We start from the raw sequence: 14,733 nt of genomic DNA, 5'->3' as shown, positions 1-14,733 counted from the left end.
GGTACGTCGCGAGCGGATGACCGGTCGAGGCCGAAACGCACGAGGCGAATTGATCGGGCCAAATCGATGCCGCGATTGGATCGATACGCACGTTAAGCATCTCCGAGAGCCAGATCCCCCTCGACCTAGGTCTGACAACATGCCGCTAGATCGGATAGCGCCCATGGGCTAGTGTTTTATACGACCGGTTAAAAACTCCGGCCGTTTGAGGGAGAAAAACGTGAGATCCAAGGTTATTGGCGCAGTGTCACTGGCGGTCGCTGCGGTTGGGCTGTTCGCCGCCACTGCACCCGTTTTGGCCCAGTCGAAGACCATTACGGTCTGGTGGGTGAAGGGCTTCTACAAATCCGAGGACGACGCGCTGCTCGCAGCGATCAAGAAGTTCGAGGACAAGAGTGGCATCAAGGTCGAATTGTCGCAGTATGCCGTCCAGGACATGATTCCGAAGACAGTCGCTGCACTGGACTCGGGCACTGTGCCAGACGTCGCCTATTCCGACACGTATGACGTGCAAGCGGCCGGCAAGTGGGCGTTCGAAGGCAAGCTCGAAGACCTCTCCGACATTCTGCTGCCCATGAAGGACGCGTTTGCACCGAACACGTTGGAGACGGCCCTCCTCTACAACGACCAGACCAAGAAGAAGGGCTATTACGGCTTCCCGCTGAAGCAGCAGACCATGCATGTCAACATCTGGAACGACATGCTGGAGAAGGCCGGCTTCAAGCAGAGCGACATCCCGACCAAATGGAATGACTACTGGTCGTTCTGGTGCGACAAGGTGCAGCCGGGCATCCGCAAGGCGACCGGCCAGCGCCTCTACGCGATCGGACAGCCGATGGGCGTGGAGTCCACCGACGCATTCCAGTCGTTCTACACTTTCATGGACGCCTACAACGTCAGGTTGGTCGACGACAACGGCAAGATCACGGTCGACGATCCCAAGGTCCGCGACGGCCTGATCCACGCGCTCAAGGATTACACGGACATCTACACGAGGGGCTGCACGCCGCCCTCCTCGACCACCTGGAAGGACCCCGACAACAACGTCGCCTTCCACAACAAGACGATCGTGATGACTCACAACTTTACGATCTCGATTCCGGCAAAATGGTATGAGGACTCGATCAATCCGGCGCTCACGCAAGAGCAGCGCGACGCCGGCAAGAAGGCCTATGAGCAGGACATCATCACCACCGGATTCCCCAACAAGCCGGACGGCACGCCGATGAAGTACCGCTCAGACGTCAAGACGGGCGTGATCTTCTCGGCCTCCAAGAACAAGGCGGAAGGCAAGGAGTTCATCAAGTTCCTGATGCAGGAAGAGAACCTGAAGCCCTATGTCGAAGGAGGACTCGGACGCTGGTTCCCGGTCACGAAGGCGAGTCAGCAAAGCCCGTTCTGGCAGGCCGACAAGCACCGCAAGGCAGCCTACGCGCAGTTCACCGGTGGCACGATTCCGTTCGACTTCACGAAGAACTACAAGTTTACGATCCTGAACAACGAGAACGTGTTTGCCAAGGCGATGAACCGGGTGGTCAGCGAGAAGATCCCGGTCGACAAGGCCGTCGACGAGATGATCGCCCGCATCAAGCAGGTTGCAGGCTAAGTTCTATCGCTCCCTCTCCCCGCCGGGCGGGGAGAGGTGTAAGAACAACACCGGCCGCGTTCCGCGGCCGGCTTCTCTTTGAAGAGTCCGAAAAGAATGGCGATCACGCTTTCCGGCGATCACGCGATATCCGCCCCGCCCTTGTCGGCCCGGCTGACGCCGGCCCAAGTCTGGGGCATCGTGCTGCTCACGCCCTACCTGCTCGTATTCCTGGCTTTCGTCGTCTATCCCGTCAGCTACGGGCTGTGGCTGGCGCGCCATCCGGCGAGCTATGTCGCGCTCTATAACGACCCGGTCTTTGCGCGCGCCGCCGTCAACACGCTGATCTTCCTGGTCATCGGCATCAACATCAAGATGCTGATTGCGCTGTTCCTGTCGGGATTTTTCGCGCAACAGCGTACCTGGATCAGATGGCTCTCGGTGATCTTCATCCTGCCCTGGGCGGTGCCGTCGATTCCGACCATCCTGTCGGTGCGGTTCATGCTCAATCCGGAATGGGGTGTGGTCAACCAGCTCATCTTCAAATTCACCGGCGACGACGGCCCGAACTGGCTGAACGATCCGACCGTTGCGCTCGCCATGGCCATCGGTGTGCACATCTGGAAGTCGCTGCCGTTCTGGACCCTGATCCTGATCACAGGACGGCTCGCAATCCCGCACGATTTGTTCGAGGCCGCAGAGGTCGACGGCGCGAGTTGGTGGCAGAAATTCCGCTTCATCACCTGGCCGTCGATGCAGACGCTCTACGTGACCTGCACGCTGCTCTCGATGATCTGGACGCTGGGCGATTTCAACAGCGTTTACCTTCTCACCGGCGGTGGCCCGGCTGACCTCACGCATGTGCTGTCGACGCTCGGCATCCGCTATCTCCGGCTCGACCAGCTCTCGCTTGCGATGGCCTCCATCGTCTGCGCGATGCCGTTCGTCCTGCCGCTCGTTTACTTCATGATGAAACGGTTGTCGCGATGAAGCTTCCCGGCGTAAGAGAGTTTTCCTGGAGCGACGTCGCGACCGAGGCGCGGTTGCTGCTGATCGGCATTCCCGTCTTCCTGTGGACGATGATTCCGATCTATCACATGTTCCTGTTCGCGATCTCTCCGAAGGAGGACGCGTTCTCGGGCAAGCTGTGGCCGGACCATCCGACGCTGCACAATTTCGAAATCGTGTTCAGGCAGCAGCACTATTTCCTGCGCGACTTTTACATCCAGCTTTGGAATTCGACCTTCATCGCAGCCGCCGTCGGTGCGCTGACATTGTTCGTCGCCACGGCTGCGGCGTTCTCGATCTCGCGGCTGAAGGTGCCGGGCGGACGCGTGGTGTTGAATCTCGCGCTCTTCACCTACTTCATTCCGGCGGCGTTCCTCGCCGTGCCGATGTACCGCACCATGGGCAATTACGGCCTGCTCAACAATCGCTGGGCACTGATCCTGGCGATGGTGACGATCGCCTCGCCTTACGCGATCTGGGTGCTCAAGCAGGCCTCCGACAAGCTGCCGGTCGAGCTGGATGAAGCCGCGGTGATGGACGGCGCCACGACGCTGCAGATCTTCCGCCTGGTCTATCTTCCGCTGATGATGCCCTCGCTGGTCGCGATCGGCACCTATGCGGTGCTGCTGGCCTGGAACGAGTATCTCTATGCGTTCCTGCTGCTGTCGAACGACCAGGACATCACGCTTCCCGTCGCGCTCGGCAATTTCCTCGCCGCCGACGACTCGCCCTGGGAGCTGTTGATGACCACCGGCTTCATCTACGCGCTGCCGCCGGCCGCGGTCTACTACGTCTTCCGTCGTTACATGGTGGGCGGACTGACGGCAGGTGCCGTGAAGTCTTAAGCATCCTCGGCGCGCTTCCTGCGATAGGCCAGCAGCAGCGCGACCATCGAACCGAAGAAATAACCGGCGGTCGCGCCCGATATGGCGCGGCCGACGATGATTGCGAGCGCTCGGTCGCCTGCGTCGATCGCGGAGATCACGCTCACCGTGTACTGCAAGGTAAAGACGACGAGATTGCGGATGAGCGCGAATGCGCTGCCTGGACGGATGATCTCTCCCGTCTTGTGATCGACATCGAACGGACGCGGTGTCAGCACACCGAGCGGCAGCAGCGCGAGCGCCGCGCCGATCCACGCGACCAGCGGCCATTGGCTGTCCTGATGTCCGAAACCAATCCGCGAAACGCCCCAGGCGATGAAAACGACCGGAACGATCAATGCACGCCAGATTGGCGCCTTGCGCGGCTGCATCGACTGGATGCCCTGCCAGACCAGATAGGCCAGCAGGATCCAGACCCAGGGTGGGGTATGGACCAGGATCTGATAGACGAACATCATGACCGATTCCTTATCTAGAGAGGCGCCGCGCTCTCGCCCTGCGAGCTCGACAATTTTGAAGCGAGCGAGGCGATGACGATGACGATCGCGATCAGGGCGATCACCAGCGTGCAGATCGCGTTGATCTCCGGCTTCACGCCGAGCCGCACCTCGGAATAGATCCGGATCGGCAGGGTTGCCGATCCGGGACCGGTGGTGAAGCTCGCGATCACGAGGTCGTCGAGCGAGAGCGTGAAGGCGAGCATCCATCCGGCGACGATCGCCGGCGCGATCAGCGGCAGCGTCACCGACAGGAAGGCGCGGACGGGCGCGCAGCCGAGGTCCATCGCCGCCTCCTCGAGCGAACGGTCGAGCGAGCCGAGGCGCGACTGCACGACGACGGCGACGAAGCACATGGTCAGTGTGGTATGGGCGATCGTCACCGTCCAGAATCCGCGCTCGACGTTCAGCGCCACGAACAGCAGCAGCAGCGACAATCCCGTGATCACCTCCGGCATCACCAGCGGCGCATAGAGCATGCCGGAGAACAGCGTGCGGCCGCGAAAATGCTCGCCGCGCGACAGCGCCACCGCAGCCAGCGTGCCGATCAGCGTGGCGATGCTCGCGGAGGCGACCGCAACCCGCAGGCTCATCCAGGACGCCTCGATCATGGCGCGGTCGGCGAAGAACTCGTGATACCAGCGCAGCGACCAGCCGCCCCACACCGTCACCAGCCGCGAGGCGTTGAAGGAATAGATGACGAGGATGAGGATCGGCAGATAGAGGAAGGCCAGCCCCAGCACGAGCGAAGCGATATTGAAGCGGGACAGGCGAGAGAATTTGCGCATCTCACCGCTCCTCCAGCTGCCGCCGTTGCAACCGCTCATAGAGCAGAAGCGGCAGCAGCAGCACCACGAGCAGCACGATCGCCGCGCTTGATGCGACCGGCCAGTCCTTGTTGGTGAAGAATTCGAGCCATAGCGTCTGGCCGATCATCAGCGAGTTGGAGCCGGCGAGCAGATCCGGGATCACGAACTCGCCGACGATGGGAATCAAGCACAGCAGCACGCCGGCGCCGACGCCCGGCAGCGACAGCGGGAAAGTGACGAGCCAGAACACCTGCCAGGGCGGCGCGCCGAGATCGGAGGCCGCTTCCTCCAGCGCCGGCTCCATCTTGGCCAGCGTGGCGTAGAGCGGCAGGATCATGAACGGCAAATAGGAATAGACGATGCCGATATACATCGCGGTGTCGGTGGAGAGCCACACCACCGGCTGGCTGACCAGATGCAACGCCAGCAGGATCCGATTGAGCAGGCCGTCGTGCTGGAGAATGTTGATCCAGGCGTAAATGCGGATCAGGAACGAGGTCCAGAACGGCACGATCACCAGCACCATCGCCACTGACTGCCAGCGTTTTGGCAGTCGCGCCATGCCGTAGGCAATGGGATAGCCGATCACGAGCAGCAACACGGTTGCTGTCACAGCAACAGTCAGGCTGCGCAAATAGGCGAACACATACAGATCGTCGGAGGCGATCAGCCTGAAATTGTCGATCGAGAGCGCGGCAAAGGCCGCCCGGATCGCCGTCCAACCCGCCGTCAGGTCGAACACCGGCTCGTAAGGCGGCTGCGCGATCGCGGTCTGCGACAGGCTGATCTTCAGCACGAATCCGAACGGCACCAGGAAGAACAGCAGCATCCAGACATAGGGCGCGATCGCGGCGAAACGTGCCGGTCGCGCGAAGATCCGGCGCGCACTCATGATTGCAGCACCACGCAGTCGTCGGGCGTGAACCAGGCGACGACGTGCTGATCGAGACTATAGGCATCGACGTCGAGGCGCGCGCTATTGGCGACCGAAGCCTGCAGCATTCCGCCCGTATCAAGCTTCACCTTGTAGGTGGTGGTGCCGCCGAGATAGCAGATATCGGCGATCACGCCGTCAAGCCGGTTGATCGCGGTTTCATGACCGGCCTCGCTCACGGGACCACGACGCGACAGCTTGACCTTCTCGGGGCGGATCGCAACCGAGAACTTTCCTTCGCCGAGCGGCTCACGCGGCTCGGCCACGACAAGCGCGCCGGCATCGCGGGTGCCGATGACCAGGCGATGACCGTCGCGCAATCTGGACTCGGCATCGAACAGATTGATGTCGCCGACGAACTCCGCGACCCAGCGCGAGCGCGGCGCCTCGTAGAGCTGGCGCGGCGTCGCGACCTGAGCAAGCTTGCCCGATTTCATCACGCCGATTCTGTCAGCCATCGTCATCGCCTCCTCCTGGTCGTGCGTGACGATGATGAACGTCATACCGAGCCGGCGCTGTAGCTCCATCAGTTCGCCTTGGGTGCTCTCGCGCAGCTTCTTGTCGAGGGCTGCGAGCGGCTCGTCGAGCAGCAACAATTGCGGCCGCCGCGCCAGTGCGCGGGCCAGCGCGACGCGCTGGCGCTGGCCGCCGGAGAGCTGGTCGGGCTTGCGCTTCTCCAGCCCCTCGAGCTTCACCAGCGCGACCATCTCCGCGATGCGTGTTGCGATGTCGGCCCGCGCCATGCCGGCACGCTTGAGGCCGAAGGCGATGTTGTCGCGCACCGACAGATGCGGGAACAGCGCGTAGTTCTGGAACATCATGTTGATGGGACGCTCATGCGGTAGCGCCTGCGCGATGTCCTGGCCGCCGAGCAGGATGCGTCCTTCGTCCGGGGCCTCGAAACCCGCGAGCATGCGCAGCAGCGTGGTCTTGCCGCAGCCGCTGGGGCCGAGCAGCGCAAAGAACTCGCCGGCCTTGATCTCGAGCGACACGCCGTCGACCGCGCGGAACGTCCCGAACGTCTTGGCCACGCCCTCGATGCGCAGTAGCGGCTCGGACGCTGCCGGATGCGCATCTCCGCCAGCGGCGTCTGTCCTGGGCAACTCGTCAGTCATGGTCCCCGCCAACCCCAATGCCGCCGCACGCTAGCGGCGGATCGTCGTTTGCTCAACCGGTTCGAGGTGGGGTCGCCATGAACACCGCCAGCGCGTCGCGGTCCGCCGCGGGCATGGTCAGGCCGAGCTTCGAGCGGCGCCACAGGACGTCCTCGGGGAAGCGCGCCCATTCGCGGGCCATGAGATAGCGCACCTCTGCGCCGGTCAGGTCAGGTCCAAAGGCTGGACCGAGTTCGTCGCGTGCCTTCGCCTCACCCAGCACGGCCGCCAGGCGCGATCCGTAGGCCGCAACCATGCGCCGGGCCTGCGGCTCCTCCAGGAAGCGCCAGCGGTGGCGCGCGAGGTCAACTTCCGTCTCGAAACGATCCCAGGCGAAATCTCCGCCCGGCAACGCTGCGCCCGAAGTCCACGGCCGCGACATCGGATAGAACGGCGTCAGCCGCGCCACCGCCCGCTCGGCGCGAAAGCGCGAAGTCGTGATGTCGCCGCCGAACATCGTGAGCAGCGGTGCCTTGCGCCGGCGCGCGTGGAACAACGTCGTGCCGTCGCGTCGCCGCGCCGACGCAGGCGACAGGTTGACGCCGGTGACCGTGCGCACCACGTCGGTCGGCGCAAGGCGCTCGCGGAAATAGCGGCTCACGGCCTCGCAGAGATAGCTGACATCGGCGCCCGGCATCGCGACGATGGCGGGATCGCCGGTGAAATCATGCGTGACGGTGCCGACCAGTGTGAAATCACGCTCGAACGGGCTGGCAAAAATCAGCCGGCCATCGTCGTTCTGGAATACATAGACATTGTCGGACTCGAACAGTTTTGGCACGACGATCTGGCTCATCTGCACCGCTGCCATGGCCGGCTGCTTCTGCCTCAGCACGGTTTCCGCCACCAGCGACGTCCAGGCCCCAGTGGTATTGGCCAGCGCGCGGGCCGTAATCGTGCGGCGATGACCGCGATCGACGACAGCGAGCCGCCAGGTATCGGCCCTGTCGGCCCGTACGTAGCGCGCCCCTGTCCGGATCGCTGCGCCACGTTCGGCGGCATCCAGCGCCGTGAGCACCACCAGGCGCGAATCGTCGACGACGCAATCGGCGTATTCGAAAGCGATGCCGAACGGCCGTTTCAGCGCGTTGCCGACCGGATGATGCGTGATGTCTAAGGTCGTCGATGCCGGAAGGCCGCCGCGATTCGTCAGGGCGTCATAAACATAGAGGCCCGCCCGCAACAGCCAGGGCGGACGCTCGTCGGAATGGGCAGGGATCACAAAACTCATCGGCCGCACCAGATGCGGCGCGATCCGCAGCCAAATCCAGCGCTCGGCCAGTGCCCGGCGGACGCGCCAGAAGCCACGCCGCTCCAGCACCGAGAGATCGCCATGGATCAGCCGAGGGGTCGCCGACGAGGCCGCACCGCCGAGATCACCCTGCTCGATCAGGATCACCCGCAGCCCGCGGCCGGCGGCATCGCGGGCGAGGCTGACACCGTTCAGGCCGCCACCAATGATCGCGAGGTCGTAATCCGCCATGAAACCGTCGAGAGGGAACGAGGCAAGCGCTCGACATCACTAGAGCCATTTCCGCCCCGATGAAATCGGAGCGGGGCTCTAGATTTCTTATTTTGACGCGTTTTCTTTACGCGAACCGGTGTCCACTTCGCTCGAAAACGCTTTAGCCGGTCTTGAGCGCAAGCTCCATGGCCTCGCTGCGGCCGACGAGGTCGGCATATTTTCCGATCGGCATCGGCTTGCCGAGCAGGTAGCCCTGCACGCCGTCGCAGCCCTCCTTGGCGAGGAAAGCGAGCTGGTCGATCGTCTCGACGCCCTCGGCGATGATGGACATTTCCAGGCCGTGGCCGAGATCGATCACGGCGCGAACGATCGCCGCCGATTGCGGGTTGCGGCCGAGATTCATGATGAAGGCGCGATCGATCTTGATCTTGTCGAACGGGAAGGCCTGGAGATAGCTCAGCGAGGAATAGCCGCTGCCGAAATCGTCCATGGAGATGCGCACGCCCAGCGCCTTCAGGCGGCGTAGCAGCGCCAGGCCGCGATCGAAATCCTCGATCAACACGCCTTCGGTGATTTCCAGCTCGAGCCGGCCGGGCGAAAGCCCCGTCTCGATCAGGATCGAATGGACGAGACCAACCACGTCACCGTGCATGAACTGCGCCGGCGACAGATTGACCGCGACCTGCATTGGCTTCGGCCACGAGGCCGCCTCGCGGCAGACTTCGCGCAGGATCCATTCGCCCATCTCGACGATCAGGCCGCTTTCTTCCGCGATCGGGATGAATTCGGCCGGCGAGACCTGGCCGCGGACAGGATGCTGCCAGCGCGCCAGTGCCTCGAAGCCGATGATCTCGCTCTCGGCGACGCTGTTGCGCGCGATGCCCTGCGGCTGGAACGCAAGCGAAAGCTCGCCATTCTTGATCGCCTTCGACAGGTCCTGGTGCAGCACGCGGCGGTCGCGGATCTGCTGGTCCATCTCGGGCTGGTAGAGGCTGATCGTGCCGCACGACTTCTGCTTGGCGCGGAACAGGGCCGCGCCGGCATTGGCGAGCAGCGAGGCACCGTCGGGGCCATTGTGCGGGAAGACCGACATGCCGGTGGTGATACCGGCGCGGACCGCGCGGCCGTCGATCTGGAATTCCGGCGCGAGCGCCTCGCCGAGCTGCTGCGCCAGCGCGAGGCCCGCGTCGGGCTGCTTGCCGTCGATGATCAGCCCGAATTCGTCGCCAGACAGGCGCGCCACCAGACCGCCTCGCGCGGTGTCCTGGAGCCGCTGGGCCACCTCGATCAGCAGCTTGTCGCCAAGCGCATGGCCGAACACGTCGTTGACTTCCTTGAGGCCGTCGAGATCGACGCAAAGGACCGCGAATTCCTCGTCGGTCCCTTCGCAGGCTTCGATCATCTGGGTCAGCGCCTGAAGGAAGGCCGCGCGGTTCGGCAAATCGGTGAGGCCGTCGTGATAGGCCATGTGCGCCATCCGCGACTCGGTCTGCCGGCGGTTGGTGACGTCCTCGTGGGTCTTGATCAGATATTGCGGCTCACCGGCATCGTTGAGCACGGTGGCACGCCGGGTCAGGAACAGGCGCAGGCCGTCCTTGGTGGAGATCGGATGCTCCTCGGTGATCATCCCGCGTTTCTTGATCGCGGCCTCGTCGCGCGCGATGATCAGCTTGGCTTCCTTGGCATTGAAGATGTCGGAGGCGGTCAGGCCGGTGGCTTCCTCGCGCCGGCGGTTGAGGATCGTCTCGGCGCTGCGGTTGGCGAGCAGGTAGCGGCCGTCCTTGACCTGCTCCACGATCAGCGCCACGGGGATGTTATCGACGACGAGCTCGAGGAACTTCTTGGTGCTCTCGAGCTCCATCGACAGCGATTGCCGATCGGTGATGTCCTCGAACACGACCAGCAGGAATTGCGGCTTGTTGCTCTCGTTGCGGACCACGATCCGGATCGAGGCCACCATGCGCCGGGCCTGCTCGACCTCGACCTCGAATTCGTTGCGATATTGTCCTTCCGGCGCCAGCAATGCGGCCCGGTCGGTCGCCTCGATGCTATCAGCCGATTTCGGGCCGAACAGCTCGCGCGCGTTCTTGCCAACCACCTGGTCGCGCGAAAAGCCCCAGAAGTGCTCATAGGCGCGATTGGCGAAGATATAACGGCCGTCCTCGATGTTCTTTGCGGCGACGCAAGCCGGAACGTTGTCCAGCACCGTTTCCAGGAACTGCTTGGTGGAGGCGAGCTGCCGCGACAGTGCGCGCTGCTCGCTGACGTCGAGATGGGTCGCCACCGAGCCGCCGTTGGGCAGCACGAAGTATTTGACCAGGATGGAGCGGCCATCGGGCAGTTCGGTGATCAGGCCGTTGGGGCTCGCCGCCTTCTCGTAGAACTCGTCGTCAGAGACACCGAGGACCCCGCGCTTGCGCCGCAATCCGAGGATGTCGTAGCCGGTCATGCCGGTCCACAGATCCGAGCGCGCCAGGCCGTAGATCTCGAGATAGCGGTCGTTGCAGAAGATGACGCGCCGCTGCGCGTCCGTCATCACCACGCCCTGGTTGAGATTGTTCATGGCGGAGGAGATGAAGGCGTTGCGCCGCAGCTGCGAACGCTTGCTCTTGCGCAGCGCGGAATGGATCCACAGCGCGATCGCGGCCAGGAACGCGCAGACCACGACGCCCCCGATCAGGGCTTCCCAGACCAGATTGGGCCCGAAATCGCCAAGCTGGATCGGCGAAATGACGCTGTCGGCATAGGCACGCGAAGGCGCGACCGCGCTGGTCAGGCACGCGAGCGCCTGCACAGCAATCGGAAGCATGCTGCCTTCCTGCCAGTTCTTCTCAGCCATCAGCCACCCGCGATTTCAACTGCGGATTGTCTGGCTTCACGGGTTTGGATCGGGTAAACGCCTGTAGACCCAACAGAAAAATGTGACGTGAAATACGGCAATTGCCCTGACATGATAAATGCTTCCTTAACGGACAACGCCCGCGCAGCGCGTTTCCCGGGCAAACCGGAGCCATCGGCACCTTCAGCGGGACTTCTGCATCGCCATGGATAGGGTGGACTGCGTCGTCATCGGAGCCGGCGTGGTCGGGCTCGCGGTGGCAAGGAGGCTCGCACAGGCCGGGCGCGAGGTGATCGTGCTGGAGGAAGCCGAGGCCATCGGCACCGTCACCTCCTCGCGCAACAGCGAGGTGATCCATGCCGGGATCTATTACCGCGCCGGAAGCTGGATGGCGCGCATGTGCGTCAGCGGCAAGCATGCGCTGTACCGCTATTGCGGCGAGCGCGGCATTCCGCACAAGAATTGCGGCAAGCTGATCGTCGCGACCAATGCGAAGGAAACCGAGAAGCTGCAATCGATCAAGGCGCATGCCGAAGCCAATGGCGTGCTCGACATGCAGTTGCTCTCGGGCGACGCCGCACGCGCGCTGGAGCCGGCGCTGGCCTGCGACGCCGCGCTGCTGTCGCCGTCGACAGGCATCATCGACAGTCACGCCTACATGCTCTCGCTGCAAGGCGAGGCCGAGGCGGCGGGCGCCGCCTTTGCGTTTCACACGCCGCTGCTCCGCGCCAAGGCGGAAGCGGGCGTGATCGAGATCGAAGCCGGCGGCGAAGCGCCGATGACGTTGCAATGCGGCCTGCTCGTCAATGCCGCGGGATTGTCGGCGACATCAGTGGCGCGCCACATCGACGGCATGCCGATCGACCGGATTCCGCCGGCCTATCTCGCCAAGGGCAATTATTTCAGCTGCAATGCGCGCGCGCCGTTTTCGCGCCTGATCTATCCGGTGCCCGAACCCGGGGGGCTCGGGGTGCACCTGACGCTGGACATGGCAGGACAGGCGCGCTTCGGCCCCGATGTCGAATGGATCGAGACGATCGACTATGAGGTCGATCCGTCGCGCGCCGAGCGGTTCTATCCTGCGATCCGCAAATACTGGCCGACGCTGCCCGATGGCGCGCTGATGCCGAGTTATTCCGGCATCCGCCCGAAGATCGTGCCGCCGGCGGTGGCAACGCAGGATTTTCTGATGCAGGGGCCGCGCGATCACGGCGTCGCAGGACTGATCAATCTGTTCGGCATCGAATCGCCGGGACTGACATCGTCGCTCGCGATCGCGGACCACGTCGCGGAGCTGGCAGACATCTAGAACGCGTTTTTCGAGCCGAGTGGATAGGCGTCAACAAAAACGCGTCCAAACGAAAAGTCGTTGCGCGATGATGATCGCGCAACTGCGCACCTTACAGCAGGGACGAGCGCAAAGGCTCTCATCCCTGCCTGAAAGGATACGATCAAACTCGACGCTGTTACGGGGGTTACTAGTGAAGCGTGTCGCCGGTCTGCTTCAGTCGTTCAATCTGGTCCTTGACCATCAACTTGCGGCGCTTCAACTCAACAATTTGCAGGTCGTCTGTTGAAAGGTGCACGAGAGCTTCGTGCAATTCGTTTTCGAGAGTTTTGTGCTTCCGTTCCAATTCAACCAGATGTGCCTGAATTGTCATTCGAAACCTCCTCGGTAGGGGTGAACCTTGGATTCGATCCGGACGAGGAAGTGTACATCACCGATTCATTCTGTCGATATGTATCCGTCGTCGCACCGTCATTTTTGAAAATTCATATGTAATGAAGCGTGAGTAAGGAACCCACGCGCGAAAAATCCATGATATCAATGCGCTTACGCCACCTGCTCGCGAATCGTCGAAATATCGTGCGAGAGAGCGGTGCGTGACGGTCGCAGATCGCTTGCGATCACGCCGCGCAAGGACGATAATTTCCACAGGGCATCCACAGCCTTAATCTCAAGCCTATCGGTTTTTCGGCCACCGCAGCATGACCCATGAAGACGAGCGTGAACTCGAAGCCGAGCTCACCCGGTTGCAGCAGGAACACCGAGATCTCGATGCGGCGATCGATGCACTGCATCAATCGCCTGCCCCCGACCTATTGCGGTTACAGCGGTTGAAGAAACGCAAGCTGTTGTTGCGCGACCGTATCGCGTTCATCGAAGACCAGATTACCCCCGACATCATCGCCTGATCCCGACGCGGCCATGCACGACCGTGTGAATCCGCTTGACTCAAAAAGAACAAAAGAAGAACATAAGGACTGCCCCCGACGCTCCAGGACACGCCCCAAGGACAAACCCGCAAGGACACCGCCGATGTCAGTCCCCGCCCCTCTCGACAACAGCCGCTATGAACAGGCCTGCGACCAGGCGATCGCGATGTGCGACGGCAACCTGCGCAGCACCATCAAGGCGCTGATCATGGCCAACGAATATCTGGAAGCGGAGCTGGAAGAATTGCAGGCGGCTGTTACCGCCGGCTGCATCCCGGAGGCTTCGCGCAGCAGGAGCAGCGCGGCTTAAAGCCCCACCATTGGAGCAACGCCATGTCAGACGTGACCTACTACGTTGCAATGCCCTTCCTGATCGATGCCGACGGATCGCCTGTCGCAGGCACCGCTGAGGAATGCCAGAGCTCGACGGCCGCGCTACGGCGCGCAGAGGCCATGGCGCGCGGCACCGGCCACATCGGCGCCGTCGCGTTCAGCCGCTGCGGCGATCCCATGACCGGTGAATTCGGCGATGCCACGCTGCTGCGCAAATTCGGCAACGTGCCGGAAGATCTCGCAACTCTCTAGAGTCAGCTGCTAACAAGCCTGATCCGCGGCTCGTGCCGCCGGTGCGCCTTGCGCACATACATGGCGGCATCAGCCTCCTCCAGCGCGCGGACAGCATCGGACTGCGGCCCGAGCTGCGCGACGCCCGCCGAGGCACCTGCGGTCACGTGTTGGCCGCGAAAGGTGAAAGACAGATCGTCGATGGCCTGCTCGAAGATGGCAGCCTTCGCCTTGGCGTCGGTCTCGCTGAGATTCCACAACAACAAGGCGAACTCGTCGCCACCGAGACGGCCGACCACGTCAGACGCGCGGATCTGCCGCGTCAGCGTCGTTGCGATCGTTTTCAGCACCTCGTCGCCGGCGGCATGGCCGAAGGAATCGTTGATCGGTTTCAACCGGTCGACATCGAGCACGATCAGCGCGCCGCTGGCGCGATAGCGCTTCATGTAGGCGATGGCGCGCTGGAGTTCGCGCTCGAAGCCGCGCCGGTTGGGAATGTCGAGCAGGAAATCGGTATCGGCCGCCGCCTCGAGCTCGGCAACGCGCCGCAGCGCTTGCGACAGCTTGGCCCGCAGGCTGCGGATGGTCGCCTTGCTGGTGTCCTTGCTCGCTGTCTTGCCAATTGTCTTGGTCTTGCCAATTGTCTTGGCAGCGCCGGTACGGGAGGCGCGGCGCGGCGCCGCGGCCCGCTTGGGTACGACTTTCGTTCGGCGCCGGCTGGTCTTCCGGCCCTTTTTGGCCTTCGCAGCGGTCGCCCTTTTTGGTTTCTTCATGGGC

Annotated in this window: 15 protein-coding genes; 7 read left to right on the top strand and 8 right to left on the bottom strand. The window is 62.9% G+C overall.

From position 1 onward, the window contains the following. The first annotated feature begins 220 nt into the window (after nt 1–220). From XH91_RS07085 to XH91_RS07075, 3 genes are all read left to right on the top strand, one after another. The gene (locus XH91_RS07085; protein WP_128949910.1) at nt 221–1,606 is read left to right on the top strand and encodes an ABC transporter substrate-binding protein; all 1,386 of its coding nucleotides are present in this window, start codon (nt 221–223) and stop codon (nt 1,604–1,606) included. A gap of 96 nt (nt 1,607–1,702) precedes the next feature. Further along, nucleotides 1,703–2,575, top strand: coding sequence for a carbohydrate ABC transporter permease (locus XH91_RS07080; RefSeq protein WP_128949909.1), 873 nt, complete (start codon nt 1,703–1,705; stop codon nt 2,573–2,575). Next, entirely contained in the window at nt 2,572–3,438 is an 867-nt protein-coding gene (locus tag XH91_RS07075) for a carbohydrate ABC transporter permease (protein ID WP_128949908.1), read from the top strand. Before XH91_RS07080 ends, XH91_RS07075 begins: the two co-directional genes overlap by 4 nt. Here XH91_RS07075 and XH91_RS07070 read toward each other — a convergent pair. The 6 genes from XH91_RS07070 to XH91_RS07045 all read right to left on the bottom strand — a co-directional run bounded on the left by XH91_RS07070 (nt 3,435) and on the right by XH91_RS07045 (nt 11,175). Beyond that, nucleotides 3,435–3,935, bottom strand: a complete 501-nt coding sequence (locus XH91_RS07070) for a DUF6622 family protein (protein WP_128949907.1) — start codon at nt 3,933–3,935, stop codon at nt 3,435–3,437. The two genes, XH91_RS07075 and XH91_RS07070, sit on opposite strands and share 4 nt — an antisense overlap. A gap of 14 nt (nt 3,936–3,949) precedes the next feature. Beyond that, a complete protein-coding gene (locus XH91_RS07065; protein ID WP_128949906.1) occupies nt 3,950–4,762 on the bottom strand; it encodes an ABC transporter permease in 813 nt (270 codons plus the stop codon). Nucleotide 4,763: 1 nt separating this feature from the next. Continuing rightward, the gene (locus tag XH91_RS07060) at nt 4,764–5,675 is read right to left on the bottom strand and encodes an ABC transporter permease (protein WP_128949905.1); all 912 of its coding nucleotides are present in this window, start codon (nt 5,673–5,675) and stop codon (nt 4,764–4,766) included. After that, entirely contained in the window at nt 5,672–6,832 is a 1,161-nt protein-coding gene (locus tag XH91_RS07055; protein ID WP_128949904.1) for an ABC transporter ATP-binding protein, read from the bottom strand. Before XH91_RS07055 ends, XH91_RS07060 begins: the two co-directional genes overlap by 4 nt. Before the next feature lie 52 nt (nt 6,833–6,884). Further along, nucleotides 6,885–8,354, bottom strand: coding sequence for a glycerol-3-phosphate dehydrogenase (locus tag XH91_RS07050; RefSeq protein WP_128949903.1), 1,470 nt, complete (start codon nt 8,352–8,354; stop codon nt 6,885–6,887). Between the two features lie 142 nt (nt 8,355–8,496). Next, the gene (locus XH91_RS07045; protein ID WP_128949902.1) at nt 8,497–11,175 is read right to left on the bottom strand and encodes a sensor domain-containing protein; all 2,679 of its coding nucleotides are present in this window, start codon (nt 11,173–11,175) and stop codon (nt 8,497–8,499) included. Between the two features lie 205 nt (nt 11,176–11,380). Here XH91_RS07045 and XH91_RS07040 point away from each other — a divergent pair, with 205 nt between their 5' ends. Continuing rightward, nucleotides 11,381–12,484, top strand: coding sequence for an NAD(P)/FAD-dependent oxidoreductase (locus tag XH91_RS07040; RefSeq protein WP_128949901.1), 1,104 nt, complete (start codon nt 11,381–11,383; stop codon nt 12,482–12,484). Between the two features lie 169 nt (nt 12,485–12,653). Here XH91_RS07040 and XH91_RS07035 read toward each other — a convergent pair whose 3' ends face one another. Then, nucleotides 12,654–12,836: a YdcH family protein gene (locus XH91_RS07035; RefSeq protein WP_057757317.1), complete on the bottom strand. Its 183-nt coding sequence runs from the start codon at nt 12,834–12,836 to the stop codon at nt 12,654–12,656. Nucleotides 12,837–13,164: 328 nt separating this feature from the next. Between XH91_RS07035 and XH91_RS07030 the strand changes: the two genes are divergently transcribed. The 3 genes from XH91_RS07030 to XH91_RS07020 all read left to right on the top strand — a co-directional run bounded on the left by XH91_RS07030 (nt 13,165) and on the right by XH91_RS07020 (nt 13,977). Beyond that, nucleotides 13,165–13,371: a YdcH family protein gene (locus XH91_RS07030; protein ID WP_018641547.1), complete on the top strand. Its 207-nt coding sequence runs from the start codon at nt 13,165–13,167 to the stop codon at nt 13,369–13,371. A gap of 124 nt (nt 13,372–13,495) precedes the next feature. Next, complete coding sequence (locus XH91_RS07025) at nt 13,496–13,702, top strand: hypothetical protein (protein WP_128949900.1); 207 nt, start codon at nt 13,496–13,498, stop codon at nt 13,700–13,702. A gap of 23 nt (nt 13,703–13,725) precedes the next feature. Beyond that, on the top strand, nt 13,726–13,977 hold the full coding sequence (locus XH91_RS07020; RefSeq protein WP_128949899.1) for a hypothetical protein: 252 nt from the start codon (nt 13,726–13,728) through the stop codon (nt 13,975–13,977). Nucleotides 13,978–13,979: 2 nt separating this feature from the next. Here XH91_RS07020 and XH91_RS07015 read toward each other — a convergent pair whose 3' ends face one another. Beyond that, entirely contained in the window at nt 13,980–14,729 is a 750-nt protein-coding gene (locus XH91_RS07015) for a GGDEF domain-containing protein (RefSeq protein ID WP_164938257.1), read from the bottom strand. Between the last annotated feature and the right edge of the window lie 4 nt (nt 14,730–14,733).

The sequence above is a fragment of the Bradyrhizobium guangzhouense genome (assembly GCF_004114955.1).
Classification (GTDB): Bacteria; Pseudomonadota; Alphaproteobacteria; order Rhizobiales; family Xanthobacteraceae; genus Bradyrhizobium; species Bradyrhizobium guangzhouense.
The sequence above is the reverse complement of the archived record's forward strand: the minus strand, read 5'-3'. Positions and strand labels throughout refer to the sequence as shown.